Annotated in this window: 26 protein-coding genes; 9 read left to right on the forward strand and 17 right to left on the reverse strand. The window is 55.3% G+C overall.

Features of this window, described 5'->3' with window-relative positions; translation table 11 throughout:
• Positions 1-38: 38 nt before the first annotated feature.
• The 8 genes from V5P19_RS09515 to nfsA all read right to left on the reverse strand — a co-directional run bounded on the left by V5P19_RS09515 (position 39) and on the right by nfsA (position 7,294).
• On the reverse strand, positions 39-512 hold the full coding sequence (locus V5P19_RS09515) for a YbjO family protein (RefSeq protein ID WP_334402475.1): 474 nt from the start codon (positions 510-512) through the stop codon (positions 39-41).
• A gap of 65 nt (positions 513-577) precedes the next feature.
• A complete protein-coding gene (gene potI / locus V5P19_RS09520; protein ID WP_334402477.1) occupies positions 578-1,423 on the reverse strand; it encodes a putrescine ABC transporter permease PotI in 846 nt (281 codons plus the stop codon).
• Complete coding sequence (gene potH / locus V5P19_RS09525; RefSeq protein WP_334402479.1) at positions 1,420-2,373, reverse strand: putrescine ABC transporter permease PotH; 954 nt, start codon at positions 2,371-2,373, stop codon at positions 1,420-1,422. Before potH ends, potI begins: the two co-directional genes overlap by 4 nt.
• A 9-nt stretch (positions 2,374-2,382) precedes the next feature.
• The gene (potG, locus tag V5P19_RS09530) at positions 2,383-3,516 is read right to left on the reverse strand and encodes a putrescine ABC transporter ATP-binding subunit PotG (protein ID WP_334402481.1); all 1,134 of its coding nucleotides are present in this window, start codon (positions 3,514-3,516) and stop codon (positions 2,383-2,385) included.
• Positions 3,517-3,613: 97 nt separating this feature from the next.
• Positions 3,614-4,726: a spermidine/putrescine ABC transporter substrate-binding protein PotF gene (gene potF, locus V5P19_RS09535; RefSeq protein WP_334402483.1), complete on the reverse strand. Its 1,113-nt coding sequence runs from the start codon at positions 4,724-4,726 to the stop codon at positions 3,614-3,616.
• 351 nt (positions 4,727-5,077) lie between these two features.
• Positions 5,078-5,554 carry a YbjN domain-containing protein gene (locus V5P19_RS09540; RefSeq protein ID WP_334402485.1) on the reverse strand — a complete coding sequence of 159 codons (477 nt, stop codon included), beginning with the start codon at positions 5,552-5,554 and terminating at the stop codon, positions 5,078-5,080.
• A 63-nt stretch (positions 5,555-5,617) separates the two neighbouring features.
• Entirely contained in the window at positions 5,618-6,520 is a 903-nt protein-coding gene (gene rimK / locus V5P19_RS09545; RefSeq protein ID WP_334402487.1) for a 30S ribosomal protein S6--L-glutamate ligase, read from the reverse strand.
• 51 nt (positions 6,521-6,571) lie between these two features.
• Positions 6,572-7,294 (reverse strand): nitroreductase NfsA, encoded by a 723-nt coding sequence (nfsA, locus tag V5P19_RS09550; protein WP_334402489.1) that lies wholly within the window; start codon positions 7,292-7,294, stop codon positions 6,572-6,574.
• 185 nt (positions 7,295-7,479) lie between these two features.
• On the opposite strand from nfsA, the gene V5P19_RS09555 reads away from it, so the two are divergent.
• Entirely contained in the window at positions 7,480-7,749 is a 270-nt protein-coding gene (locus V5P19_RS09555) for a GrxA family glutaredoxin (RefSeq protein WP_014069504.1), read from the forward strand.
• A gap of 34 nt (positions 7,750-7,783) precedes the next feature.
• On the opposite strand, the gene V5P19_RS09560 is transcribed toward V5P19_RS09555, so the two are convergent.
• The gene (locus V5P19_RS09560) at positions 7,784-8,158 is read right to left on the reverse strand and encodes an inner membrane protein YbjM (RefSeq protein WP_334402493.1); all 375 of its coding nucleotides are present in this window, start codon (positions 8,156-8,158) and stop codon (positions 7,784-7,786) included.
• A gap of 274 nt (positions 8,159-8,432) precedes the next feature.
• On the opposite strand from V5P19_RS09560, the gene V5P19_RS09565 reads away from it, so the two are divergent.
• Positions 8,433-10,118 (forward strand): aspartate:alanine antiporter, encoded by a 1,686-nt coding sequence (locus tag V5P19_RS09565; protein WP_334402495.1) that lies wholly within the window; start codon positions 8,433-8,435, stop codon positions 10,116-10,118.
• Positions 10,119-10,279: 161 nt separating this feature from the next.
• Here the strand turns inward: V5P19_RS09565 and V5P19_RS09570 are convergent, their stop codons facing one another.
• Positions 10,280-10,822: a TetR family transcriptional regulator gene (locus V5P19_RS09570; protein WP_334402497.1), complete on the reverse strand. Its 543-nt coding sequence runs from the start codon at positions 10,820-10,822 to the stop codon at positions 10,280-10,282.
• Positions 10,823-10,903: 81 nt separating this feature from the next.
• Here V5P19_RS09570 and V5P19_RS09575 point away from each other — a divergent pair, with 81 nt between their 5' ends.
• Together V5P19_RS09575 and V5P19_RS09580 are read left to right on the forward strand one after the other, a co-directional pair.
• Positions 10,904-12,118, forward strand: a complete 1,215-nt coding sequence (locus V5P19_RS09575) for an MFS transporter (protein WP_334402499.1) — start codon at positions 10,904-10,906, stop codon at positions 12,116-12,118.
• Complete coding sequence (locus V5P19_RS09580) at positions 12,108-12,920, forward strand: Cof-type HAD-IIB family hydrolase (RefSeq protein ID WP_334402501.1); 813 nt, start codon at positions 12,108-12,110, stop codon at positions 12,918-12,920. Before V5P19_RS09575 ends, V5P19_RS09580 begins: the two co-directional genes overlap by 11 nt.
• Positions 12,921-12,966: 46 nt before the next feature.
• Here V5P19_RS09580 and V5P19_RS09585 read toward each other — a convergent pair whose 3' ends face one another.
• Complete coding sequence (locus V5P19_RS09585) at positions 12,967-14,199, reverse strand: MFS transporter (RefSeq protein WP_334402503.1); 1,233 nt, start codon at positions 14,197-14,199, stop codon at positions 12,967-12,969.
• A gap of 167 nt (positions 14,200-14,366) precedes the next feature.
• On the opposite strand from V5P19_RS09585, the gene V5P19_RS09590 reads away from it, so the two are divergent.
• The 3 genes from V5P19_RS09590 to deoR all read left to right on the forward strand — a co-directional run bounded on the left by V5P19_RS09590 (position 14,367) and on the right by deoR (position 16,537).
• Positions 14,367-15,095 carry a phosphatase PAP2 family protein gene (locus V5P19_RS09590; protein ID WP_334402506.1) on the forward strand — a complete coding sequence of 243 codons (729 nt, stop codon included), beginning with the start codon at positions 14,367-14,369 and terminating at the stop codon, positions 15,093-15,095.
• A 7-nt stretch (positions 15,096-15,102) separates the two neighbouring features.
• Entirely contained in the window at positions 15,103-15,711 is a 609-nt protein-coding gene (gene ybjG / locus V5P19_RS09595) for an undecaprenyl-diphosphate phosphatase (protein ID WP_334402508.1), read from the forward strand.
• Between the two features lie 67 nt (positions 15,712-15,778).
• Complete coding sequence (gene deoR / locus V5P19_RS09600; protein WP_334402510.1) at positions 15,779-16,537, forward strand: DNA-binding transcriptional repressor DeoR; 759 nt, start codon at positions 15,779-15,781, stop codon at positions 16,535-16,537.
• 66 nt (positions 16,538-16,603) lie between these two features.
• Here deoR and dacC read toward each other — a convergent pair whose 3' ends face one another.
• Complete coding sequence (dacC, locus tag V5P19_RS09605; RefSeq protein WP_334402512.1) at positions 16,604-17,809, reverse strand: serine-type D-Ala-D-Ala carboxypeptidase; 1,206 nt, start codon at positions 17,807-17,809, stop codon at positions 16,604-16,606.
• A gap of 257 nt (positions 17,810-18,066) precedes the next feature.
• Here dacC and V5P19_RS09610 point away from each other — a divergent pair, with 257 nt between their 5' ends.
• Complete coding sequence (locus V5P19_RS09610; protein WP_334402514.1) at positions 18,067-18,693, forward strand: glutathione S-transferase family protein; 627 nt, start codon at positions 18,067-18,069, stop codon at positions 18,691-18,693.
• On the opposite strand, the gene V5P19_RS09615 is transcribed toward V5P19_RS09610, so the two are convergent.
• Both V5P19_RS09615 and bssR read right to left on the reverse strand, forming a co-directional pair.
• Entirely contained in the window at positions 18,694-19,812 is a 1,119-nt protein-coding gene (locus V5P19_RS09615) for a PQQ-dependent sugar dehydrogenase (RefSeq protein ID WP_334402516.1), read from the reverse strand. It abuts the gene before it with no gap.
• Positions 19,813-19,918: 106 nt separating this feature from the next.
• Positions 19,919-20,302, reverse strand: a complete 384-nt coding sequence (gene bssR, locus V5P19_RS09620; protein WP_334402518.1) for a biofilm formation regulator BssR — start codon at positions 20,300-20,302, stop codon at positions 19,919-19,921.
• Positions 20,303-20,518: 216 nt separating this feature from the next.
• Between bssR and rimO the strand changes: the two genes are divergently transcribed.
• Positions 20,519-21,844 (forward strand): 30S ribosomal protein S12 methylthiotransferase RimO, encoded by a 1,326-nt coding sequence (gene rimO, locus V5P19_RS09625; protein WP_334402520.1) that lies wholly within the window; start codon positions 20,519-20,521, stop codon positions 21,842-21,844.
• A 49-nt stretch (positions 21,845-21,893) separates the two neighbouring features.
• Here rimO and gsiD read toward each other — a convergent pair whose 3' ends face one another.
• The 3 genes from gsiD to gsiB are packed head-to-tail and all read right to left on the reverse strand — an operon-like array spanning position 21,894 to position 25,271.
• Positions 21,894-22,805 carry a glutathione ABC transporter permease GsiD gene (gene gsiD / locus V5P19_RS09630; RefSeq protein WP_334402522.1) on the reverse strand — a complete coding sequence of 304 codons (912 nt, stop codon included), beginning with the start codon at positions 22,803-22,805 and terminating at the stop codon, positions 21,894-21,896.
• Position 22,806: 1 nt separating this feature from the next.
• On the reverse strand, positions 22,807-23,727 hold the full coding sequence (gene gsiC / locus V5P19_RS09635) for a glutathione ABC transporter permease GsiC (protein ID WP_334402524.1): 921 nt from the start codon (positions 23,725-23,727) through the stop codon (positions 22,807-22,809).
• Between the two features lie 5 nt (positions 23,728-23,732).
• The gene (gsiB, locus tag V5P19_RS09640) at positions 23,733-25,271 is read right to left on the reverse strand and encodes a glutathione ABC transporter substrate-binding protein GsiB (RefSeq protein ID WP_334402528.1); all 1,539 of its coding nucleotides are present in this window, start codon (positions 25,269-25,271) and stop codon (positions 23,733-23,735) included.
• Between the last annotated feature and the right edge of the window lie 18 nt (positions 25,272-25,289).

Consider the following 25,289-nt stretch of genomic DNA (forward strand, 5'->3'; position numbering starts at 1 on the left):
GAAAACCTTAAGAATAACGAGGGCTGCGATTATACACATTATTGCAGGCGGAAGAACCGCCGGCTCGAAGCAGGAACAAAGAGCAGGCAAAGCACCAGCATATCCGGGAGTTTTTGCATCACCAGCGAGTGGAAGATCTCACGTCTGGACCCGCCGGGAATACTGAACAGTTCCGGATAGCCGTAACCCAGCGAGGCAGCCCAGAGATAGCTGGCGGCAGTCACCTGCGTGAGCAGATAGACCCAGCGCGACCAGTTGCGCCCCTTCACCAGCGAGAACGCGCAGTAGATCTCGATAAACACCAGCATCAGGCTGCTCATAAAGACCAGCGTCAGATTCCACGTTTGCACGCTGCGGTGAATGAATTCACCTATCCCGCGCACGCCCAGCGTGTTAACAATCATCAGCACATCAAGACAGCGGATCATAATGATGGCGAGCGCCGCCACCTGCACCAGTGCAGGAACGTTCGGGCGAGCGTGCGAATGACGTGTTTTTTGAAAGAATCCCAATGTTTTACTTCCCTGAAAAACAGTGCCGCGTCATGCGCGGCACTTCACTGGAAATTTTAATTCCTTCAGCCGCGTCTTGCACGCTGGATATCACGCACACGCTGTTTTTCCGCGCGCGCCATCAAATACCAGGCGATAAATCCGACAATTCCGACGACGCCGAGGATGATGGAGGCCAGAGCGTTGATCTCCGGATTGACTCCCATACGTACGCTAGAGAAGACCAGCATCGGCAACGTCGTCGCGCCCGGGCCGGAAACGAAGCTCGCGATAACCAGATCGTCCAGCGATAAGGTGAACGCCAGCAGCCAGCCAGAGATTACTGCGGGCATGATCATCGGCAGCGTAATAATGAAAAAGACCTTCAACGGCGTTGCGCCGAGATCCATCGCCGCCTCTTCAATGGAGCGATCCAGCTCGCGCAGGCGCGAGGAGATCACCACCGCCACGTATGCCGTACAGAAGGTGACGTGCGCCAGCCAGATAGTGAGCATACCGCGATCGGCCGGCCAGCCAATGGCGTGCGCGAGCGCCACAAACAGCAGCAGCAGCGACAGCCCGGTGATAACGTCCGGCATAACCAGCGGAGCGGTGATCATAAACGCAAAGCCGGTTGAGCCTCGAAAACGTCCGAAGCGCACCATCACCAGCGCGGCAATCGTCCCCAGAATACAGGCCATGGTGGCCGCCAGTGCCGCAATGGTCAGACTGAGCCCCACGGCGCTCATCATCGCATCGTCGTGAAACAGCTCGCTGTACCAGCGTGTCGACCAGCCCGCCCACACCGTCACCAGTTTTGAGCTGTTGAACGAGTAAATCACCAGCATCAGCATTGGGGCATAGAGGAACGTGAAGCCTATCACCAGAATCAGAATTCGCCACGGGGAGCGTACCACCGGTAAGTTGTTCATCCATGATCTCCCATCTGTTTCTGCTGATGTTTGTGGAACCACATGATCGGCACGATCAGCAGCAGTAACATCACGATTGCCACCGCCGAGGCTACCGGCCAGTCACGGTTGTTAAAGAACTCCTGCCACAGCACGCGACCAATCATGATACTGTCCGGGCCACCAAGCAGTTCCGGTATCACAAACTCGCCCACCGCCGGGATAAAGACCAGCATTGATCCGGCGATAATCCCACCTTTGGTCAGCGGAACGATGACGCTGAAGAAGGTTTTCAGCGGACGGGCCCCCAAATCCAGCGAGGCTTCCACCAGCGAATAATCAATACGCGTCAGCGCCGTATAAATCGGCAGCACCATAAACGGCAGATAGGCGTAAACAATCCCGATATAGACCGCAAGGTTGGTGTGCAGGATCGTCAGCGGCTGATCGATAACCCCCAGCCAGAGCAGAAAGTTATTCAGGATGCCGTTGTTTTTGAGGATCCCCATCCAGGCATACACGCGGATTAGGAAGGAGGTCCACGACGGTAAAATCACCAGCAGCAGCAGAATGTTTCGCGTTGAGGATTTACTGTGCGCCACCGCCCATGCCAGCGGATAACCCAGCAGCAGACAGCAGATCGTCGAGATCCCCGCCACCTGCAGCGACTGCAGATAGGCTTCGACATAGAGCGGATCGTCGGTGAGCTGCAGGAAGTTGCCGAGGTTTAACGTCAAGGTTAACTGCCCGTCGGCCCAGTCCAGTAAATTCGTGTACGGCGGGATCGCCCGCGCCATTTCCGCCAGGCTGATCTTAAAGACGATCAGAAACGGCAGCAGGAACAGCAGGATCAGCCAGATATACGGCATGGCGATGACCAGCTTGCGCCCATGATGCATTTTCATGCGCGCCAGCCAGGGCGCAAAACCGCCCGGTTTTTTGACGCGGGCTGGAGGTTCAAGTGTGCTCATGATCGCTCCTTATACCGTCAGTACGACGCAGCTGTCTGCATCCCAGCACAGGCGTACTTCGTCGCCCCAGGTCGGCTGTCCCTTGCGATAGCGATGTTCGTTTTGCAGCTGGGCGCTGAGCATCTGCCCGCTTTTCAGGCGAACATGGTAGATGGAGAGATCGCCCAGATAGGCAATGTGTACCACTTCGCCCACGGCAAAGTTGAACCCATCGGCCGGCGGCTCGTCACAGAGCATGATTTTTTCCGGGCGCAGGGCAACATAGACCGGCACATTGTCGACCACGGAATTGTCGGAATCGACCTTCAGCGGATGTACCAGCCCCGGCGATTCAATGACCAGCCCGTCTTCCTGACGTTCTTTCAACAGCCCTTCGAACACGTTCACCGAGCCAATAAACTCCGCGCTGTAGCGTGTGGTCGGGTGCTCGTAAATCTCTTCCGGCTCGCCAATTTGCACGAACTTACCGCGGTTCATGATCGCAATACGCCCGGCCATGGTCATGGCCTCTTCCTGATCGTGGGTGACCATGACGCAGGTCACGCCCACGCGTTCAAGAATATCCACCACTTCCAGCTGCATACGGTCGCGCAGCTTTTTGTCCAGCGCGCCCATCGGCTCATCGAGCAAAAGCAGTTTCGGGCGTTTGGCCAGGCTTCGCGCCAACGCCACGCGCTGACGCTGGCCGCCGGAAAGCTGGTGCGGTTTACGTTTCGCGAACTCCTGCATGTGCACCAGACTCAGCATTTCGGTCACGCGGGCGGTAATTTCAGCTTTCGGCAGCTTGTCCTGCTTCAGGCCGAAGGCGATATTCTGCTCCACCGTCATGTGCGGAAACAGCGCGTAGGACTGGAACATCATGTTAATAGGACGTTGATACGGTGGCACACTCGAAAGATCGACACCGTCGAGCACGATCTGCCCGGTAGTCGGCTGTTCAAAACCGGCAAGCATGCGCAGCAAGGTAGATTTACCGCAGCCCGATGCGCCGAGCAGGGCAAAAATTTCGCCTTTATAAATCGTCAGGCTAACGTCGTCCACGGCATGCTGGCCGTCGAAGGATTTAGTGAGGTTACGGATTTCCAGAAGCGGGGTCAGCGCTTTACGGACTTTCGCCTGCGGGCGGGGGATCGCGTCATTCACGGGGTGCTCTCCGGCAGAAATCAAAACAGGTGCAAACGCACCATTTGGGTGCGTATCGCCGGGCAGCGATCGCGCCTGCCCGGACTACAACACATCGTTATTTACCGCTTTTCACTTTCGTCCACGCACGGGTACGCACGCGGTCAATTTTTGGATCCTGGACTTTCAGGGTGAACAGCTTGGCAAACACATCCGCTGGCGGATAAATAGCCGGGTTGTTACGGATTTCTTCGCTGACCAGCGGGACGGAAGCCTTATTACCGTTGGCGTAGTATACGTGGTCGCTAATGTGCGCAATCACGTCCGGGCGCATCAGGTAGTTGAGGAACTGATAGGCTTCGTCTTTATTTTTTGCATCTGCCGGCATAGCGAAGACGTCGAAGAACGCCAGCGCGCCCTCTTTCGGAATGAAGTAAGAAACATTCACGCCGTTTTTCGCCTCTTTCGCGCGGTTAGCGGCTTGCCATACGTCCCCCGCCCAGCCAATAGCCACGCAGATATCGCCGTTTGCCAGATCATTGATGTACTGAGAGGAGTGGAAGTAGCGGATATTCGGACGCAGCTTCAGCAACAGATCGGTTGCCGGGCCGGTGTAATCATCGGCTTTAGTGCTGTTCGGGTCTTTGCCGAGGTAGTTAAGGACGGTGGCAAAAATTTCTTCCGGCGCATCCAGGAAGGAGACGCCGCAGCTTTTCAGCTTCTCAAGGTTTTCCGGCTTCAGCACCACGTCCCAGCTGTCCAGCTTAACGTCTTTACCCAGCACCGCTTTGACTTTATCCACATTGTAACCGATACCGGTGGTCGCCCACAGGTACGGCATGGCGTATTTGTTGTCCGGGTCGTGCTTTGCCACCAGCTTCAGTACTTCAGGATCGAGGTTTTTCCAGTTCGATAACTTGCTTTTATCCAATGGCTGGAAAACACCTGCGGTAAGCTGGCGCTCCAGGAAGCTTGCAGAAGGCACCACAAGGTCAAACCCGGTGCTGCCCGCCATCAGCTTTCCTTCCAGCACTTCGTTGGAATCGAACACGTCGTAAACCACTTTAATGCCGGTCTCTTTTTCAAAATTCGCGACGGTATCCGGCGCTATATAGTCAGACCAGTTATAAACGTGCAGCGTTTTTTGTTCCGCAGCGAGCGTGCCGGCAGAGACGGCCATCAGAGCACCCGCAACCAGACCCGATAACCATTTTTTATTCAAGGCGATCATATCGTTATTCCTTCTGAAAGCTCGTTAACAAACGAACTAAAACTGTGCAATCTGAAGATATGCAATATTCATGCATAGTTTGTCGCTCTGCCCGAAAATAAAATAAACCGCTTTACCCGGCAGGATCCGCTCGCTCTTTGAAGCATCGCAAGAATAACTGTAGCCCGTGTCTCCGGCTATAGCCCAGACGAAAAAACGCCTTTTATCAATTTTTTATGCAAGTTACGTCTACGGGATAAGCCGAAATGGCCTCTGAGGAGGTGAAATATTCTTTAAGAAAAGGTTAAAAGCAGCAGAATAAATGGCGTTATGCAGTCGCTCTGGTCGCGACTGCGTAAAAGTCAAACAGGCTTAGTGAAGAAAATTGGGAGATGCATCATTATTCTCTGCATCCTCTTCGGTGCTGTACAGCAGATGATGTGCGTTGGCTTCCATCATGACCATGGAAATTTGCTCTTCACTCATACGCATAAACCAGGCAAACTGCTTGAAGGACAGCCCGGCCCCGGAGAATAAAGACTGGCAAACGACCAGTTTTGGCAGATTATCATCCTGTATGTCGAGAAATGCTTTTACCGTCAAAGAACTGGCGTTAATGGCGGACAGATCGGACGCCAGCGCCAGCAGCGCAGAGGGTTTCACCTCGGCCAGCGCAGAGAAAAGAATGACATCGTTAATCAGATCGATTTTGGCATCAAAAATACCATCGAAATTTTGCATGTGAGGCAGATGCAGCGCCTGGCAGGAGTCGCATTCGAAAAAGGTGATACCGGCATCATCAAGCCATTGACGTAACGTATCCAGTGTAGGAACGACCTGTAAATCCATCGCTGTGCAGCCTCTTAAATAAAAACTCCGCATAGATTACGCAAAAAGCGCCGCGTGATCCATTCAACCGCCCGTTTTAAGACAGTAGCCCGGCGTCGCATGACGCTCGATCCAGGCGATCATTTTACCCGCAATATCGATCCCAGTGGTTTTTTCCACACCTTCCAGCCCCGGTGACGCATTGACCTCCATCACCAGCGGCCCACGCGTTGCCCGAAGCAGATCGACACCGGCAACGTCCAGCCCCAGAGTTTGCGCCGCCTTCACGGCTATCTCGCGCTCACGTTCGCTGATATCGGCAACGCGCGCCACACCGCCACGATGGAGATTGGAGCGGAAGTCACCCTCTTTGGCCTGACGTTCAATGGCCGCAACCACTTCATTGCCCACGACAAAGCAGCGAATATCACGCCCTTTGGCTTCTTCAATATACTCCTGCACCAGAATATGCGCATTGAGCCCGCGAAAGGCATCAATCACGCTTTCTGCCGCCTGGCGCGTCTCCGCCAGCACGACGCCGATACCCTGAGTCCCTTCCACCAGCTTGATGACCAGCGGCGCGCCGCCCACCATGTCGATGAGATCGCTGGTGTCGTCCGGCGAATGGGCAATCCCGGTGACGGGTAAATCAATGCCCTGACGGGCAAGGAGCTGGAGCGAGCGCAGCTTATCGCGCGCGCGTGAAATGGCGACAGACTCATTAAGCGGATAGCTGCCCAGCATCTCAAACTGACGCAGTGCGGCCGTACCGTAGTAGGTTATCTGGGAACCAATGCGGGGGATCACCGCATCAAAGTGCGGTAGCTTGCGGCCTTTGTAATGAATCGACGACGCCGCAGGGTCGATGTTCATATAGCAGGACATCGGATCGAGGATTTCAATCTGATGCCCGCGTTTGGCCGCCGCGTCTCGCAGGCGTTTGCATGAATAGAGCGTTCCATCCCGGGACAAAATGGCAATTTTCACCCTGCACCTCTCTAAAGACATGGGAAAAGCCTGCGTATCATACCGAATGCACTATCGCGTCGCCCAGCCTTGTTTATGCAGATAGTCGAGAATAAACGGACGATTTTCTTTGATGATGGTGCGGCGAATATGGTCAGTCCAGGTATCGCGACGGTTATTGCTGTCTCGCGTCAGGTAGTAGTTCGCTAGCTCTTCGTCGTACTGGTCCAGGACATCCTGATCGACCGGCTGGTAGTGATTCTCATGCACCAGCATTGCCGCCGGGATACGCGGTTTCAGATCTGGGTTGTCTGCCGGCCAGCCGAGGCACAGGCCAAACAGCGGCAGGACATGCTTCGGCAGCTCCAGCAGTTCGGTGACGCTTCCAATATTATTGCGCAACCCACCAATATAAACGCCACCTAACCCCAGCGATTCCGCTGCGGTAAAGGCATTTTGCGCCATCAGCGCGGTATCGACCACGCCCAACAGCAGCTGTTCTGCCAGCCCCAGCTCGGCTTCAGGGCAAATCTGTAAATGGCGATTAAAGTCGGCGCAGAACACCCAGAACTCGGCGGCCTGCGCAACGTGTTTTTGTCCGCCCGTCAGGGTGACCAGCTGTTCGCGCATTGCCGTATCGGTAATGCGGATAATGGACGAGCACTGCAGGAAGCTAGAGCTGGATGTGCCTCTCGCACCGTCAATAATCGCCTCACGCTGCGCCTGAGTAATCGGCTCATCGGTGAAGTGGCGGATTGAACGGTGGGAGCGGAGCAGGTCAATCGTTGGCGTCATCTTGTCTCTCTTTGTCAGTCTTTATGCAATATGGCAGCCAGTATAGGCAAAGATGCAGAGCCTGTAATTGGCGAAACATAGCTCGGAGGTATTAAAGCGACAGGTGAAACCTTCTTTCCATGACGGCAGGTTATCGTGCACACTAGGTGTTATTCGCCGTCAGGCTTGTTTTTGAGGAGAGAGAAATGTTTGCAGTAATTTTTGGTCGTCCAGGATGCCCTTACTGTGTGCGCGCTAAAGAGCTGGCAGAGAAACTGACCGAAGAACGCGATGACTTCAACTTCCGTTATGTGGATATCCACGCGGAAGGCATCAGCAAAGCGGATCTGGAAAAAACCGTGGGTAAACCGGTTGAAACCGTACCGCAGATCTTCCTCGATCAGAAACACATTGGCGGATGCACTGATTTTGAAGCTTACGCCAAAGAAAACCTGGGCCTGTTCGCAGCTCAGTAAGTCACGTCAAAACGCCCTCAATTGGAGGGCGTTTTTATTTGTGCCGCCGCCGGTGCATAACGACGCTACGCACAAACAGAAAACAGAGTGCTCCCAGAGCGCACCAGAATACTCCACTTAACAACCACGCCAGTTCCTGCCAGAAACTTCTCGACGTAACAAAAACCAGCCGCATCAAGAGCAAACACAACGGTGCTGCCAGCATCGCCCCCAGCAATGGCCGTACCACCTCCCCGCCTCGGGAGAGAAAACTGGCAGCAGCCCCGGGAAGGGTGAAAAAGAGCAAGCCCAGCTCAGGATGGCCGGAGGCTCTGAACGCCCCTTTCACATTAAAGGCTAATGACATACAGACGACCGTAAACAGCAAAAAACAGCTGACCACGCCAGCCCAGTTTCGCTTGATGTTCAAACTATCCTCCTGACTTCATCTCTATCAAATACACTTTCGTCCGGCGGACGCCCAGTCAGATAAAGCAATTTGGCAATCCTTGCCAAAGCACGCACGCGATGATGCGATAATAGGTAGCTGTCAGTAGCCAATACGATTAAACTATCCGCTTGCTATTGTTTTAGGGAATAAATTAGGGTGCAGGGAGCGTTGAAACCTTTCCCTGACCTCGAAAACAGTAGCCCAAATAGTCCTTTCAATCAACAACTTACTGGTAAACAAGAAGTTAGCCTCCGTGAATATAAACGTCGCAGACTTGTTAAATGGGAATTACATCCTGTTATTATTTGTGGTACTGGCGTTGGGCCTTTGTCTGGGTAAATTACGCCTGGGTTCAGTTCAACTTGGTAATTCCATTGGCGTTTTAGTCGTCTCCTTATTATTAGGGCAGCAGCATTTCAGCATTAACACGGATGCGCTCAACTTAGGCTTCATGCTGTTTATTTTTTGTGTTGGCGTGGAAGCGGGACCCAACTTTTTTTCAATTTTCTTCCGCGACGGCAAAAATTACCTGATGCTGGCGCTGGTGATGGTCGGCAGCGCCCTGCTTATCGCATTAGGTCTGGGCAAACTGTTTGGCTGGGATATCGGGTTAACGGCCGGCATGTTGGCAGGTGCGATGACCTCCACCCCGGTACTGGTGGGTGCCGGTGATACGCTGCGCCATTCCGGAATGGCGGGTGCGCAGCTCTCCACGGCGCTTGACCACCTGAGCCTCGGCTATGCCTTGACCTATCTGATTGGTCTGGTGAGCCTGATTGTTGGCGCGCGCTACCTGCCAAAACTTCAGCATCAGGATTTGCAGACCAGCGCGCAGACGATTGCCCGCGAGCGCGGTCTGGATACCGACTCCAAACGTAAAGTCTATCTGCCGGTTATTCGTGCTTACCGCGTAGGACCAGAGCTGGTTGCCTGGGCCGACGGTAAAAATCTGCGCGAGCTGGGGATTTATCGTCAGACGGGCTGCTATATCGAACGTATTCGCCGCAACGGCATTCTGGCAAACCCGGACGGCGATGCGGTGCTGCAGATGGGTGATGACATCGCGCTGGTGGGCTATCCAGATGCCCACGCCCGCCTCGACCCAAGCTTCCGTAACGGCAAAGAGGTTTTCGACCGGGATCTGCTCGACATGCGTATCGTCACCGAAGAAATTGTGGTGAAAAACCACAACGCCGTGGGTCGCCGTCTGGCGCAGCTGAAGCTGACCGATCATGGCTGCTTCCTGAACCGCGTGATCCGCAGCCAGATTGAAATGCCTATCGACGACAACGTGGTGCTCAATAAAGGCGACGTTCTGCAGGTCAGCGGCGACGCCCGACGCGTCAAAACCGTTGCCGACCGCATCGGCTTTATCTCCATTCACAGCCAAGTCACCGACCTGCTGGCCTTCTGCGCCTTCTTTATCGTGGGCCTGATGATTGGGATGATCACCTTCCAGTTCAGCAACTTTAGCTTCGGCATCGGCAACGCTGCCGGTCTACTTTTCGCCGGGATCATGCTGGGCTTCCTGCGAGCGAACCATCCGACCTTCGGTTATATTCCGCAGGGTGCGCTGAACATGGTGAAAGAGTTTGGTCTGATGGTCTTTATGGCGGGCGTGGGCTTAAGCGCCGGTTCCGGTATTGGCCACAGCCTGGGTGCCGTCGGCTGGCAAATGTTGGTTTCCGGACTTATCGTCAGCCTGGTGCCGGTCGTCATCTGCTTCCTGTTTGGTGCTTACGTGCTGCGCATGAACCGCGCCCTGCTCTTCGGAGCGATGATGGGCGCGCGTACCTGTGCTCCGGCGATGGAAATCATCAGCGATACCGCGCGCAGCAACATTCCTGCGCTGGGCTATGCGGGCACCTACGCCATTGCCAACGTGCTGCTTACCCTGGCGGGTACATTGATTATCATCATCTGGCCAGGCCTCGGATAAATCTCAAGTTTGCGCATCGCGGAAAAAATTTTCGTTATGCGCAGAACTTTTCTGATGGGGCGCAGTCATAATTAGTGCCACTGCTTTTCTTTGATGTCCCCAATTTGTGGAGCCCATCAACCCCGCCGTTTTGGTTCAAGGTTGATGGGTTTTTTGTTGTCTTAAATTCCCGCAATCCGCCCCACCATTGCCCGGATCTCCTCCCGCGTTAACGGCTCCCTGTCCGTGACAAAGTGCAGCGTCATCCCTTCGATAAAGGCATCCAGCGCGCGAGTGGTAACAGGATCGAACCACTGCTCCAGCGTGGTCTGGCTCATTTTCATCCAGTCTTGCATCACCGTTTTGAGCGCCGTGCTGCGATGCATAAAGGTGTACAGCTGGTACATCAGCGCCATGTTGTGCGGCGTCGTGACTTGCGAGCTGTGGATCAAGGTAGTAATGGATTCGCACGCCATCTCTGAGCTGGTTACGCCCGCAAAAAAATCGCGATACTGCTGTGACATTTGTTGGGTAAACCACGTAAACGCTTCTTCCAGGAGCGACTCCATGCCGTCAAAATAGTAGGTCATCGACCCCAGCGGAACCCCCGCGCAGCTGGCGATTTTACGGTGCGTAACGTCGTGGATGCCGTGCTCAGCGATGGTGTCCAACGTCGCCTGAAGGATCTTCTCCCGGCGATAAGGGTCGTTCGGTGGTCTGCTCATAAATGCCTCATGTGATTTATGTACAAATGTACACAAACTTGCTAGTGTTGTCGCTACTGATGTACTTCTGGTGCTACCCCAATGACGCTGACCTCTCCCCATAAAGCCCTGCAGCTACGCAAGTGGGCGCTCTTTATGTTCTTCTTTATTCCAGGACTGCTGATGGCTTCCTGGGCCACGCGTACCCCGGCAATCCGCGATATTTTATCCGTCTCAACCGCGGAGATGGGCATTGTGCTGTTTGGCCTGTCGATAGGCTCCATGAGCGGTATTCTGTGCTCGGCCTGGCTGGTGAAGCGCTTTGGCACACGGGCGGTTATCCGCACCACCATGTGCTGCGCGGTATTCGGGATGATAGTGCTGAGCGTCGCGCTGTGGTTCGCCTCACCGGTTCTGTTTGCTCTGGGACTGACGGTGTTCGGGGGCAGCTTTGGTGCGGCGGAAGTCGCCATTAACGTGGAAGGTGCAGCGGTTGAGCGCGAGATAAATAAAACCGTCCTGCCAATGATGCATGGCTTTTACAGCCTTGGCACGCTGGCCGGTGCGGGCGTGGGAATGGCGCTGACGGCGCTGGGTATTGCCGCAAATCTGCATATTTTACTGGCAGCCTTGGTCTGCATTATTCCTGTCCTCACAGGAATCAAAGCCATTCCGCACGGCACGGGCCAGAACACCTCTGACGAACAAAAATCGGCTGAAAAAGGGCTGCCGTTCTACCGTGATATGCAGCTGATGCTGATCGGCGTCGTGGTGCTGGCGATGGCTTTTGCCGAAGGCTCCGCCAACGACTGGCTACCGCTGCTGATGGTGGACGGCCACGGTTTTAGCCCCACCTCTGGCTCGCTTATCTACGCTGGGTTTACGCTGGGGATGACCGTCGGGCGCTTTACCGGCGGCTGGTTTATCGACCGTTACAGCCGCGTGGCGGTCGTGCGTGCCAGCGCTCTGCTTGGCGGAATCGGGATTGCGATGATCATCTTTGTGGACGTGGACTGGATAGCGGGCGTCTCAGTGATTCTCTGGGGGCTGGGCGCTTCGCTCGGCTTCCCGCTGACCATTTCTGCAGCAAGCGATACGGGCCCGGATGCACCTACGCGCGTCAGCGTGGTAGCAACCACCGGGTACCTCGCCTTCCTTGTTGGGCCGCCGCTGCTTGGGTTCCTGGGTGAACACTATGGGTTGCGCAGCGCCATGCTGGTGGTATTAGCGTTAGTGATTATCGCGGCGCTGGTGGCGCACGCGGTGGCAAAACCAGAAGCAAAGCAAACGTCAATGGAGAAGGGATATGAGCGTTAAACTGATTGCAGTCGACATGGATGGGACCTTCCTGAGCGATGCGAAAACCTACAATCGCGAACGTTTTCTGGCGCAGTACGCGCGCATGAAGGAACAAGGCATTCGCTTCGTGGTTGCCAGCGGTAACCAGTATTACCAGCTGATCTCATTCTTCCCTGAAATCGCCCATGAGATTGCCTTCGTTGCCGAAAATGGCGGCTGGGTCGTCAGCGCCGGTGAAGATGTCTTTAATGGCGAACTGTCGAAGGACCATTTCGACACCGTCGCTGCGGTGTTAAGCGATGTTCCTGGCATTGAGATTATCGCCTGCGGAAAAGGCAGCGCCTACACGCTGAAGGCCTATGACGACATCTTTAAGGATATTGCGGCGAAGTATTATCACCGTCTCGAAATGGTAAGCGATTTCGACAAACTGAACGATATTTTCTTCAAGTTTGGGCTTAACGTTTCTGACGAGGAGATCCCGCGTATTCAGGCGCTACTGCACGAAAAGCTAGGCGATATTATGGTGCCCGTCACCACCGGACACGGCAGTATCGACCTGATTATCCCCGGCGTACATAAAGCCAACGGCCTGCGGATCCTTCAAAAGCGTTGGGGCATTGAAGACAGTGAAGTGGTGGCCTTTGGCGACAGCGGGAACGATGTGGAAATGCTGCGTCAGTCCGGTTTTAGCTTTGCGATGGCCAATGCCAGACCGCATATTAAAGCCGTTGCCCGCTTTGAAGCGCCGCACAATAATAACGAAGGCGTACTGGATGTGATTGATAAAGTACTGAACAGGGAAGCACCGTTTCATTGACCGCGTGCGGTCTGGCCCCCTCTCCCAAAGGGAGAGGGAATACGTTTTACGGTTGCAATGCGCTTCCGACGCGTTTGTCCTTCAGGAATATCACCATCAAACCCACCCACAGCGCGCCGTTGGCGAGGTTAAACAGGCTGAACAGACCGTTGCCGCCAAACGCGTAAGCGTGTTTACTCACTTCGATGCCGACGGTGAAGATCAGCATCTGCAGCATGCCCATCGCCGCTGACACCGTCCCCTTGCTCATGTCGCTGGCGAACAACGTCAGACGTACCAGCCCGGCATTCGCCACACCAATACCAAACGCATAAATACTCAACCCTGCCGTCATCCACAGGTAAGCGTGAGACGACGCGACCGTCGCAGCTGCTGCCACGGTTAACCCTGCCGCAATCGGCCAGCCGCCCATGATAATCAGCGAACGTACGGTACGGCGAGAGGTCAGGCGTGCCAGTACAAGGTTACCGATAATTAGCGCGCCAAAAATCGGCACCTGCAGCAAACCATATTCATAGCTGCTGAGCTTCTCGCCGCTGATGATAATCACCGGCGACTGGGCAATCCACGCCAGCAACGGCAGGCTAACAAAGCCCGTTGCCAGCGCGCCCGCCACAAAGCGGACGTTTTTCAGCACTTCTTTATAGTCACGGCCCAGCTCTTTCAGCGACAGTTTCTCGCCCAGACGGGTCGCGGTCTCCGGCATGGCGCGGTGCAGGCCAAAGAAAGAGATGGCGGCAAGCACGGCGAAAAGCACAAACATCCCTTCCCACGGCGCAACATGCACCCACGCGGCACCCACCAGCGGCCCCAACAGCGGCGCAATCAGCGCCACGTTTGCCATCAGCGCGGTAATTTTGATGCACACCGCCTCTTCAAACGACTCCTGGATTGCGGCATAGCCCACGGCACCGATAAAGCACAGGCTGACCCCCTGCAGAAAGCGCAGCAGCGTGAATTGTTCAATGTTTTGCGCCAGCAGCGTGGCGAGACAGGTCACAATAAACCACACCACGCCGGTCAGCATCACCGGACGGCGACCAATACGATCCGACAGCGGCCCTAACAGCCACTGTAAAAACATGCCGCCAGCCAGATAGGCGGTCATTGAAGTGGGTACCCACTCAATACCTGCGTTGTACTGCTCCACCACGGCCAGCATACCGGGTTGGATCATATCGTTGCCGATATAGGTAGAGAATTCGTAGAGCACCAAACACAGAGGGAAAAGTAACGCCTGACGACCCAGACGCGTACCTGAAGAAGAACGGTTTAACATGCAATCTCTTTATGATGAAAAAATCGCGATGAGTGTAATGAATTGCCGCAGCCTGAGATAGCAAATTATCGAAAGGAAACAGAAATAAAGCACTTATCGATGTTGTTTAAGGTTTCCTTAAGTTGACACTTTTATGATAGCCCTATTTCCTGTCACCGAACACGATTATGGCCCCTATGTCCAGCCGTTCAGAATTGTCTAAGTTACCGACAAATAAGCCAAAACAACTTTACCGTTTGCCGGCCCGCTTTTATGGTTATCAGCTTTTCGTACTGATCGTCCTTGCGGTGGTATTCACCTGGCTATCGCGCGATGAAACGCTCGATAAATGGATCACCGGCTTTTGGTATGACGCGGCAACCCAGAGTTTTCCGCTACAGAAAAACCATCTGCTGGATCTGCTGAACCACAGGCTGGCGAAGTACATCGCTATTACGCTGGGGGCTGCGGCGTTGTTTTACGGCGCGTATAAGCGCAATGCAAGGCTGGTGACGGCGGCGCTGCTGATGGGGCTCGGCGCGCTGGTTGTGGGCGTGCTGAAAAGCATGAGCCATCACAGCTGTCCGTGGGACCTGGTGCAATATGGCGGTAGGGCGGTCTCTTACCCTCTGTTCAGCGCCTCTCCTGCAGACAGCGGCCCCGGGCGTTGTTTCCCCGGCGGTCATGCCTCCAGCGGCTTTATGGTCATGGGCCTGTTTTTTGCCTTCTGGCGCGAGCGCCCTCGCCGGGCGTGGTGTTTTGTACTGCTGGGCGTCGTACTCGGCCTGGCGATGGGATACGGCCAGGTAATGCGCGGGGCACATTTTTTCTCTCACAACCTGTGGGCCGGGTGGTGGGTTTGGTTTTCCCAGGTGGCGGTCTACGGCCTTGTGTCCACCCGGTTTGCTAAAGAGTAACGACATTATGTTAGAACAATTGAATTACACGCTGTTTTATTTGATCAATGCCACGCCCGCCTCGCCGGAATGGATGATAGATATTGCTACCTTTCTGGCAAAAGATCTGATCAGCATCGTTCCCGTGCTGGCGGTGATTCTGTGGTTATGGGGCCCGCGCGAGCAGGTCACAGCACAGCGCCATCTGGTGATTAAAGTGGCGATGGCGCTCGGCGTTAGCGTCTTGTTCAGCTACATTCTCGGACACATGTTTCCGCACGATCGCCCGTTCGTTAACCACGTTGGGTATAACTTCCTGCATCATGCGCCAGATGACTCCTTCCCGAGCGATCACGGTACGGTGATTTTCACCTTCGCGCTGGCATTCGTGTTCTGGCACCGCCTGTGGTCTGGTGCGGTATTGATGGTAGTCGCGGCAGCCATTGCCTGGTCCCGCGTGTATCTCGGCGTCCACTGGCCGCTGGATATGGTAGGGGGATTCCTCGTTGGGCTGATCGGCTGCGTGAGCGCGGCGATCCTGTGGAGCCTCTTCGGTCAGGCGATTTACCGTGGGCTGTCTCACCTGTATCGTACCGTTTTTGCCATCCCGATCCGCAAAGGCTGGATACGTGACTAACCCCAGCCTGACAGGTTACACTTGAGCCCCCGCCCTGCGGGGGCTCACTTTTTTACCCCGAGGAACTATGGAAACACGTCGCGATGACCGCATTGCTCAGCTGCTACAGGCGCTGAAGCGCACTGATAAGCTGCATCTTAAAGAAGCCGCTACCCTCCTCGGCGTCTCTGAGATGACCATTCGTCGTGACCTGAGCAGCGAGAGCGCCCCTGTCGTCTTACTGGGCGGGTACATTGTGCTGGAACCACGTAGCGCCAGCCATTATCTGATCAACGATCAAAAGACCCGCCTGGTGGAAGAGAAACGCAAAGCCGCACGTCTGGCGGTCTCTCTGGTCCAGCCGCATCAAACGCTTTTTTTTGACTGCGGGACCACCACGCCGTGGATCATCGAAGCGATAGACAGCAGCATTCCTTTTACGGCAGTCTGCTATTCCTTGAACACATTCCTGGCGCTCCAGGAGAAACCCGAGTGCCGGGTGATCCTCTGCGGCGGCGAATTCCACGCCAGCAACGCCATTTTTAAGCCGTTGAATCTTCAGGATACCCTCAGCAACCTGTGCCCGGATATCGCCTTTTATTCGGCGGCAGGCGTGAATATCCACCAGGGCGCTACCTGCTTTAATCTGGAAGAGTTACCGGTGAAGCACTGGGCATTAAGCGCCGCGCAGTACCACGTGCTGGTGGTCGATCGCAGCAAGTTCGGCAAAGTACGGTCGGCAAGAATGGGTGAACTGGCGCAGTTTGATGCTATCGTCAGCGACTGCCGCCCGGATGACGAGTATGTGGCATATGCGAAGGCGCAGCAGGTGAAATTGATGTACTGAGTGGGGTCCGGGCGGATGCCCGCCCCCCGGCCCTCTCCCCATGGGAGAGGGCGAAAGCAACAAGGTCTAACTGAACCAGCTTCCAAACCAGCCGTGGAATTTCATCATCACGAAATCCCACATCCGGCTAAAGAAGCCGCCCTCGTCTACCGCCTCCATCACAATCAGCGGACGCTGTTCAATCGATTTGCCATTCAGCTGGAAATCGATGGTTCCGACCACCTGGCCTTTTTTCAGCGGCGCGGTCAGCTGCGGGTCGGTCAGAGTGAAGCTGGCTTTCAGGTTTTTCAACTGACCGCGCGGAATGGTCACTGACCCCCCTTCACCGGCCCCCAGATTGACTTCGCTCTTGTCGCCAAACCAGACGCGCTGGCTCACGAACGTGGCATCGGGCTTAATCGGCGTCACGGTTTCAAAGAAGCGGAAGCCCCAGGTCAGCAGCTTTTCCGACTCATTAAAGCGAATACGATCGGTTTTAGTTCCCAGCACAACCGAGATCAGGCGCATATCGCCCTGGGTCGCGGAAGCCACCAGGTTGTAGCCTGCCCCCGCCGTCGTGCCCGTTTTCATGCCGTCGACGTTGACGTTGCTGCTCCACAGAAGTCGGTTGCGGTTAGGCTGGCGGATCTTATTGAAGGTAAATTCTTTTTCTTTGTGGATGGCATATTCGTCAGGCACATCGTGGATAAGCGCCTTACCGAGCAATGCCATATCGCGCGCGGTGCTGAACTGGCCCGGGGCATCGAGGCCGTGGACGGTTTTAAACGTGGTCTTGGTTAAACCGAGCTTCTGCGCGTAGCCATTCATCAGGCCAATAAAGGAGTCCTGGCTGCCCGCCACGTAATCTGCCAGCGCGATACAGGCATCGTTACCCGACTGGATAATGACCCCTTTATTCAGGTCGGAGACGGAAACCTGATCCCCCGGTTTCAGGAACATCACTGAAGACCCGCGCAGCGCCGGGTTCCCGGTTGCCCAGGCATCCTTCCCAATGGTAACCATGTCATCAAGCTTGATCTTGCCCGCTTTCAGCGCCTGCCCGACCACATAGCTGGTCATGATTTTGGTCAGGCTCGCCGGGTCAAGCTGCTCGTCAGCATTGCCTTCTGCCAGCACTTTACCGCTGGCGTAATCCATCAGGATCCAGGCGCGCGCGTCGACCGGAGGCGCTTCTGGCGCAACTTGTTCAGCTGCATAAAGAGTTGGTGCAAACAGGAAAAGGAGCGCAGAACCTGCCGCCAGGCTGCGCAGAGAAGTCATTTTTCGCGTCATAAATGCCACCCGAGTGTCCATTCAAAAAATTACGTCACATCACCGTGTCGCAAGAAGCGATGAGTAATAGCGCACTACATCTGTTAAAGAAACCTAAACCAGGTAAAGTTTTTAAAGTTTATGCAATAACAGCCGGATACGCTTTGATTCGGGCGATTTTTTTGTCTTCTGTTGCGTAATTGTTAGGTTTATCTCACCATGGCATTTCGCTGGCTCTGATTCACATCTCAGGTTGTTTGACTATTTTGGGAGTTAACATGATTACGCTGTGGGGCAGGAACAATTCGACCAACGTTAAGAAAGTGCTCTGGACGCTGGAAGAGCTGGATTTACCGTATCATCAAGTGATGGCAGGGTTGGAGTTTGGGGTTAACAAAGAGGCGGACTATTTGGCCATGAACCCCAACGGCCTGGTGCCCCTGCTGCGCGATGAAGAGACCCACGCGACGCTGTGGGAGTCCAATACCATTGTACGTTATCTGGCCGCACAGTATGGCCAGAGTCGCCTGTGGGTAGATAGCCCGGCGCAGCGCGCTCAGGGTGAAAAATGGATGGACTGGGCAAACCAGACGCTCTCACCCACCCACCGCGTGATCCTGATGGGGCTGATCAGAACGCCAGAAGCCGAGCGCGATTATCCCGCCATCCACGCCGCGCAGAAGGCGTGTGAAAATCTGTTTGCGTTGATGGACGACGAGCTGGCTAAGCACAAATGGTTCTCCGGCAGTGCATTCGGCGTAGGGGATATTGCCGTAGCGCCTTTCGTCTGGAACCTGACCAACATGGGCCTGACGTGGGCACCGCGCCCTCATCTTGAGCGCTGGCTCCAGCAGCTTAGCGACCGCCCGGCGTACCGTAACGTAGTCATGATCCCGGTCACCTGATTAGCCGGCGGACGGGCTGACTTTCAACAGCTGCCCGTCCGTTTCATCGGTCAGAACGTACAGATAACCGTCCGGCCCAACGCGCACGTCGCGAATACGCCGATCTCTGTCCCCCAAAATACGTCCGTCCTCGCTTACCTGATTGCCCTTCACGCTTAGCACGATAACGTCCTTTTCCTTCAGTGCGCCGACAAACAGTTTATTTTTCCACTGCGGGAAGACGTCGCTGTTGTAAAACGCCATGCCGCTCACCGCGGGTGAGACTTTCCAGACGAACAGCGGTTTTTCAGTTCCCTCCACATGCTCACCTTTGGCCTCGGGAATTTTCAGGCCGCTGTAGTTAATGCCGTGCGTCGCCAGCGGCCAGCCGTAGTTTTTGCCTTTCTCCGGAATATTGATTTCATCCCCACCGCGCGGGCCATGCTCGTTCAGCCACAGCGCGTCGCTCCACGGATTCATCGCCATCCCCTGAGGGTTGCGGATGCCGTAGGACCAGATTTCCGGCCGCGCGCCGGCCGTGTTCACAAACGGGTTATCGGGCGGTACTTTCCCGTCCTCCGTCAGGCGGACCACCTTGCCCTGCAGCTTATCCAGCGCCTGCGCCGTCGGGCGCTGATTATTCTCGCCGAGGCCAATAAATAGATAGCCTTTGCCATCAAATACCAGACGTCCACCGAAATGGTTGCCCGTGGAGAGTTTAGGCATCTGGCGGAACACCACCTGGAAGGCATTGATGCGGGAGAAATCGTCGCTTAAGCGCCCATAGCCCACCGCCGTGCCCGCTTTACCGTCATCCCCGACTTCGGCAAAGCTGAGCCATATCCGGCGCGATTTCTCGAAATCCGGCGCCAGCACCACGTCCAGCAGTCCTCCCTGACCGCTCGCCCAGACTTTAGGTACGCCAACAATTGGATCGGACAGCCCTTTTCCTGCCTGCCAGTGTTTGAGCTGCCCGTCTCGCAAGGTTATCAGCAGCCCTTTATTATCAGGCAAAAAAGCCAGCGACCACGGGTAATCGAGTTTGGTTTGTAACACGTCGACCTTTACCGGTTCAGGCGCGGCGAGCAGCGTCACGGGAAAAAACAAGACAGGAAGGAAAATCAGCGAGGATCGATGCATAACGCGCTCCTTTATCGGTATATGGCTTAAAGATTAGCCACTGCACCCCGTCGCGTTACCACTTTTACAAAAGCTTAATCAGAAGGGGGAGTTTCCTCCCCCGGGCTCAGTGCTGTTCAAGCTTGGCGTGCTGGTTCAGACACATGATGCAAAGAGAGATCGTCGTCAGGCAGTTTTCGAGCTTCTCTGCGTTCACAGCAATAAAATTCGGGCAGTCGTGACGTCCGGTCATCAGACATACCCCTGCAATGGAAAGCACCTCAGCGGCGCGGCGTAGAGCCATCAGCTCGCTTTCACCATATTCTGCTTTCAGAACAGGTGCTTTTTCACGCATGAAATTGCACAGTTCAAAGACATTATCACGCAGATGTTCGCTTTCGCTGACTGACATATACCCTTTTGCCTTCCTCAACTGCAGATATGCAGCAAGGTCGATTCGGGCGTTGATCAGCTTGTTAAGCAGATCGCGTTTGAGTCTGTCAACGGACATGCTATTTCCTCCTCTGTCAGCCATGTTGCACATTCAGAATAAGGTTATTTTTTGTACAATTCGATGCCAGAGATCAATAAATCGTAACTGATTAACATTCTTTACAATGTTACAACCTTCGGCTGAATCATCTGCCCTGCAAAGAGTGTATAAATCCCCCGCGATACGCTGTAAAATCCCGCCCTGATAACTCCATAATTGATGAATTTTTAACCTATGAGCAATGTTACGCACCAGCCGAAAATCGGCTTTGTCTCCCTGGGCTGCCCGAAAAACCTGGTGGATTCTGAACGCATCCTGACCGAACTTCGCACCGAAGGCTATGACGTGGTGCCAAGCTACGACAACGCCGACATGGTGATTGTCAACACCTGCGGGTTTATCGACAGCGCGGTGCAGGAGTCGCTGGAAGCCATCGGCGAAGCCCTGACGGAAAACGGCAAAGTCATTGTGACCGGCTGCCTGGGCGCTAAAGTGGATCAAATCCGCGAAGTGCATCCGAAGGTGCTGGAGATCACCGGCCCGCACAGCTACGAGCAGGTGCTGGAACATGTTCATCACTATGTGCCAAAACCAAAGCACAATCCGTTCCTGAGTCTGGTGCCGGAACAGGGCGTGAAGCTGACGCCGCGCCACTATGCCTACCTGAAAATTTCCGAAGGTTGTAACCACCGCTGCACCTTCTGCATCATCCCGTCCATGCGTGGCGATCTGGTGAGCCGTCCGATTGGCGAAGTACTGGCTGAAGCTAAACGTCTGGCCGACGCGGGCGTAAAAGAGCTGCTGGTCATCTCTCAGGATACCTCAGCATACGGCGTGGACGTGAAGCACCGCGCCGGTTTCCATAACGGCGAGCCGGTGAAAACCAGCATGGTTGGCCTGTGCGAACAGCTTGCGAAGCTGGGTATCTGGACGCGTCTGCACTATGTCTACCCTTATCCGCACGTTGACGATGTGATCCCGCTGATGGCGGAAGGCAAAATCCTGCCATACCTGGATATCCCGCTGCAGCACGCCAGCCCGCGCATTCTGAAGCTGATGAAACGCCCTGGCTCCGTCGATCGCCAGCTGGCGCGCATCAAGCAGTGGCGTGAAATCTGCCCGGAGCTGACCCTGCGCTCAACCTTTATCGTTGGCTTCCCGGGTGAAACCGAAGAAGACTTCCAGATGCTTCTCGATTTCCTGAAGGAAGCGCGTCTGGACCGCGTAGGCTGCTTCAAATACAGCCCGGTCGAAGGCGCAACCGCCAACGAGCTGGCGGATCAGGTGCCTGAAGAGGTGAAAGAAGCGCGCTGGAACCGTTTCATGCAGCTCCAGCAGCAGATCTCTGCTGAACGTCTGCAGGAAAAAGTGGGCCGCGAAATTCTGGTGATCGTCGACGAAGTGGACGAAGAAGGCGCGATTGGCCGCAGCATGGCGGATGCCCCTGAGATCGACGGCGCGGTCTACCTGAACGGTGAAACCAAAGTCAAACCGGGTGATATTGTTCGCGTGAAAGTTGAAAACGCCGACGAATATGACCTGTGGGGTAGCCGGGTTTAATCTTTCCCCTCGCCCTCTTCCCTGAGGGGAAAGGGCGAGGGGCAAAAACCTACCCCTTAATCCTCGGGTCCAGCGCGTCGCGCAGCCCATCTCCCAGCAGGTTAAACGCCAGTACGGTCAGGAATATCGCCAGACTCGGGAATACTGCCACATGTGGCGCAATCACCATGTCCGCCCTTGCCTCGTTCAGCATCGCGCCCCACTCCGGCGTCGGTGGCTGTGCCCCTAATCCCAGAAACGACAGGCTGGCCGCCGAGATGATCGACACGCCAATGCGCATCGTAAAGTAGACCACAATGGACGACACCGTGCCCGGCAGGATATGGCTGAACAGGATCGTTGCATCGCTGGCCCCCATACTGCGGGCCGACTCGATAAAGGTTTGCTGCTTAAGCACCAGCGTATTGCCGCGCACCAGACGGGCAAAGGCCGGAATCGAAAAGACCGCCACCGCAATAATGACGTTTGCCATACCGCTGCCCATAATCGCGACAACCGCAATCGCCAGAAGGATCCCGGGAAAGGCAAACAGCACGTCGCAAATGCGCATGATGATACGATCCCACCAGCCTTCGTAGTACCCGGCGATAAGACCGAGCACGGTGCCAATGGCTGCACCGATCAGAACGGCAAACACCCCTGCGGCCAGGGATATCTGCGCCCCTACCAGCACGCGGCTAAAAATATCGCGCCCGAGTGAATCCACGCCGAACCAGTGCATCATCGATGGCCCGTCATTCAGACGGTCATAATCGAAATAGTTTTCCGCATCAAAGGGGGCGACCCAGGGTGCGATAACGGCTACCACGATCAGCAGCAGCACAAACAGTCCGGCCGTCATCGCGACCGGTTGACGGCGAAAACGCCGCCAGAATTCAAACCACGGAGTGCGGATAGAGTCCGGTTTTAGTCCCGGCATAGCGTTTAACACCGCCTGACGACGCCAGTTCAACAATCGCATCTTACTTATACCTGATGGCCGGGTTAATGGCGGCGTAAAGCACATCCACCACTAAGTTAATAAGAATAAACTCCAGCGAGAAGAGCAGGACTTCGGCCTGAATGACCGGGTAGTCACGCATGTCGACTGAATCGACCAGCAGACGTCCAAGCCCCGGCCAGTTGAAGACCTTTTCAACCACGATAGAGCCGCCCAGCAGAAAGCCAAACTGCAGCCCCATCATGGTCACCACCGGGATCATCGCATTACGAAAACCGTGCTTGAGGATGACCCATTTTTCACTCACCCCTTTTGCCCGCGCGGTGCGGATGTAATCTTCGCTCAGCACGTCAACAAACGAGGCACGAGTGAACCGCGCCATGACGGCCGCAACGGCAGCGCCAAGGGTCATCGAAGGCAGGATGTAGTGCTTCCAGGTATCGGCTCCAACGGTCGGCAACCAGCCTAATTTCACGGAGAAGATCTGCATCAGCAGCATCCCCAGAGCAAAGGCCGGGAAGGAGATACCGGTCACGGCTAGCGCCATACCGAGCTTGTCCGGCCAGCGGTTGCGCCAGACGGCGGCGGCAATCCCTGCCCCAAGACCAAACGCAACGGCCCAGGCCATACTGGCAAGGGTTAACCAGAGAGTCGGCATAAAACGGCTGGCGATCTCCTCCGACACTGGGCGACGCGACACCATCGAGATGCCAAAATCGCCCTGCAGGACGTTGCCAATGTAATGCAGAAACTGCAGATACAAAGGCTGGTCAAGCCCTAGCTGCTTACGCACCAGTTCAATGACCGTCGCATCCGCCTCGGGCCCTGCAATCAACCGAGCCGGATCGCCCGGCAGCATATGAACAAACAAAAACACCAAAACCGCGACAATCAGCAGCGTCGGGATAAGCCCCAGCAGGCGTTTACAAACATAATTCAGCATGAGTGTTATTTTAAATCCGCATCGTCAAAGCTAAAGCCTGTATCCGGCATGATGTAAAACCCGGTCAGCGCTTTGTTGTGCGCAGAAACCAGTTTTTCAACGACCAGCGGCACCCACGGTGACTCTTTCCAGATGATATCCTGAGCATCCTTGTAGAGACGCGCTTTCTCTTCCGGCTTCGTGGTTTTTAGCGCATCGGCAAGGTCTTTATCCACCTGCGGATTGCTGTAGAACGCGGTATTGAACAGGGTCGGCGGCCAGTTCTGCGAGGCAAACAGCGGCGACAGCGCCCAGTCGGCTTCCCCTGTCGATGCCGTCCAGCCGGTATAGAACATCCGCACGCCGCTCTCCTTCTGCCCTTTACCTTCCACTTCTGCTGCACGCTGTCCGGCGTCCATGGCGGTGACCTGCACCTTGATACCAACCTGCGCCAGCTGCTGCTGGGTGAACTGGAGCACCTTCTGCGCCGTACTGTGATTATGCGACGACCACAGGGTGGTACTAAATCCGTTCGGGAAGCCTGCCTCTTTTAACAGCTCACGCGCTTTGGCCGGATCGTACGGCCATGGCTGATAGTGCTGGGAATAGGCAATCGCGGGCGGCAGCACGCCGGTGGCGGGGATGGCATAGCCGGCAAAGGCGACTTTCACCAGCGCCTGGCGATTAATCGCGTAGTTAATGGCCTCACGCACCTTCGGGTTATCAAACGGTTTTTGCGTGACGTTCATGCTGATGTAGCGCTGCATGATGGATGGGCTAGCCACCAGCTCCAGCTTGCTGTTTTTCGCCAGAATGGCCGCCTGCTCATAGGGGATCGGGAAGGCAAACTGTGCTTCACCGGTTTGCAGCATCGCGGCGCGGGTGTTGTTGTCTACCACCGGGCGCCAGGTAATGGTGTCGAGCTTCGGCAAGCCCTGCTGCCAGTAACCGGCGAATTTCTTCACCTTCACAAAGTCGGTCTGGTTCCAGGTCTGCAGCTCATACGGACCGGTCCCGACCGGGTGGAAACCGATCTCTTTGCCGTATTTTTTCAGCGCCGCAGGCGAAATCATCGCCGTCGCCGGGTGCGCCAGAATATTGATAAACGCCGAGAAAGGCTCTTTCAGCGTGATCTTCACCGTCGCCGGGTCAACGACCTCTGTGCTGGCGATGTTTTTGTAGAGATTGTAGCGCTTGAGGCTGTTTTCCGGGTTACTGGCACGGTCAAGGTTCACTTTCACCGCTTGCGCGTTGAAGTCAGTGCCGTCCTGGAACTTGACCCCGGTTCTGAGCTTAATGGTGTACACCAGCCCGTTGTCCGACACCGTGTAGCTCTCCGCCAGCACATTCTTCAGCTTCATCTCCCTATCCAGGCCAAACAGCCCCTGATAGAAAGATTTAGCGACTGCCTGCGAAAGCGTGTCGTTAGCGTCATACGGGTCCAGAGTCGTGAAGTTAGAGCCGACGGCGACCACCACATCTTTGGCAGCGAACGCGGGGGCGGCGGCCAGGGCTGCCGTCACGCTCGCGGCTATTAGCCATGTACGAGCAACATAGTTAACCATTGTGTTCTCCTGCCTGTT

This window comes from Enterobacter sp. UNJFSC 003 (genome assembly GCF_036903355.1).
Classification (GTDB): Bacteria; Pseudomonadota; Gammaproteobacteria; order Enterobacterales; family Enterobacteriaceae; genus Enterobacter.

Bases quoted from the DNA above. Each gene is read 5' to 3' on its own strand.
- potI (WP_334402477.1), bottom strand. From the start codon at position 1,423: ATGAACAACTTACCGGTGGTACGCTCCCCGTGGCGAATTCTGATTCTG.
- potH (WP_334402479.1), bottom strand. From the start codon at position 2,373: ATGAGCACACTTGAACCTCCAGCCCGCGTCAAAAAACCGGGCGGTTTT.
- potF (WP_334402483.1), bottom strand. From the start codon at position 4,726: ATGATCGCCTTGAATAAAAAATGGTTATCGGGTCTGGTTGCGGGTGCT.
- V5P19_RS09540 (WP_334402485.1), bottom strand. From the start codon at position 5,554: ATGGATTTACAGGTCGTTCCTACACTGGATACGTTACGTCAATGGCTT.
- nfsA (WP_334402489.1), bottom strand. From the start codon at position 7,294: ATGACGCCAACGATTGACCTGCTCCGCTCCCACCGTTCAATCCGCCAC.
- V5P19_RS09555 (WP_014069504.1), top strand. From the start codon at position 7,480: ATGTTTGCAGTAATTTTTGGTCGTCCAGGATGCCCTTACTGTGTGCGC.
- V5P19_RS09570 (WP_334402497.1), bottom strand. From the start codon at position 10,822: ATGAGCAGACCACCGAACGACCCTTATCGCCGGGAGAAGATCCTTCAG.
- V5P19_RS09575 (WP_334402499.1), top strand. From the start codon at position 10,904: ATGACGCTGACCTCTCCCCATAAAGCCCTGCAGCTACGCAAGTGGGCG.
- V5P19_RS09580 (WP_334402501.1), top strand. From the start codon at position 12,108: ATGAGCGTTAAACTGATTGCAGTCGACATGGATGGGACCTTCCTGAGC.
- V5P19_RS09585 (WP_334402503.1), bottom strand. From the start codon at position 14,199: ATGTTAAACCGTTCTTCTTCAGGTACGCGTCTGGGTCGTCAGGCGTTA.
- V5P19_RS09590 (WP_334402506.1), top strand. From the start codon at position 14,367: ATGGCCCCTATGTCCAGCCGTTCAGAATTGTCTAAGTTACCGACAAAT.
- ybjG (WP_334402508.1), top strand. From the start codon at position 15,103: ATGTTAGAACAATTGAATTACACGCTGTTTTATTTGATCAATGCCACG.
- deoR (WP_334402510.1), top strand. From the start codon at position 15,779: ATGGAAACACGTCGCGATGACCGCATTGCTCAGCTGCTACAGGCGCTG.
- dacC (WP_334402512.1), bottom strand. From the start codon at position 17,809: ATGACGCGAAAAATGACTTCTCTGCGCAGCCTGGCGGCAGGTTCTGCG.
- V5P19_RS09610 (WP_334402514.1), top strand. From the start codon at position 18,067: ATGATTACGCTGTGGGGCAGGAACAATTCGACCAACGTTAAGAAAGTG.
- V5P19_RS09615 (WP_334402516.1), bottom strand. From the start codon at position 19,812: ATGCATCGATCCTCGCTGATTTTCCTTCCTGTCTTGTTTTTTCCCGTG.
- bssR (WP_334402518.1), bottom strand. From the start codon at position 20,302: ATGTCCGTTGACAGACTCAAACGCGATCTGCTTAACAAGCTGATCAAC.
- rimO (WP_334402520.1), top strand. From the start codon at position 20,519: ATGAGCAATGTTACGCACCAGCCGAAAATCGGCTTTGTCTCCCTGGGC.
- gsiD (WP_334402522.1), bottom strand. From the start codon at position 22,805: ATGCGATTGTTGAACTGGCGTCGTCAGGCGGTGTTAAACGCTATGCCG.
- gsiC (WP_334402524.1), bottom strand. From the start codon at position 23,727: ATGCTGAATTATGTTTGTAAACGCCTGCTGGGGCTTATCCCGACGCTG.
- gsiB (WP_334402528.1), bottom strand. From the start codon at position 25,271: ATGGTTAACTATGTTGCTCGTACATGGCTAATAGCCGCGAGCGTGACG.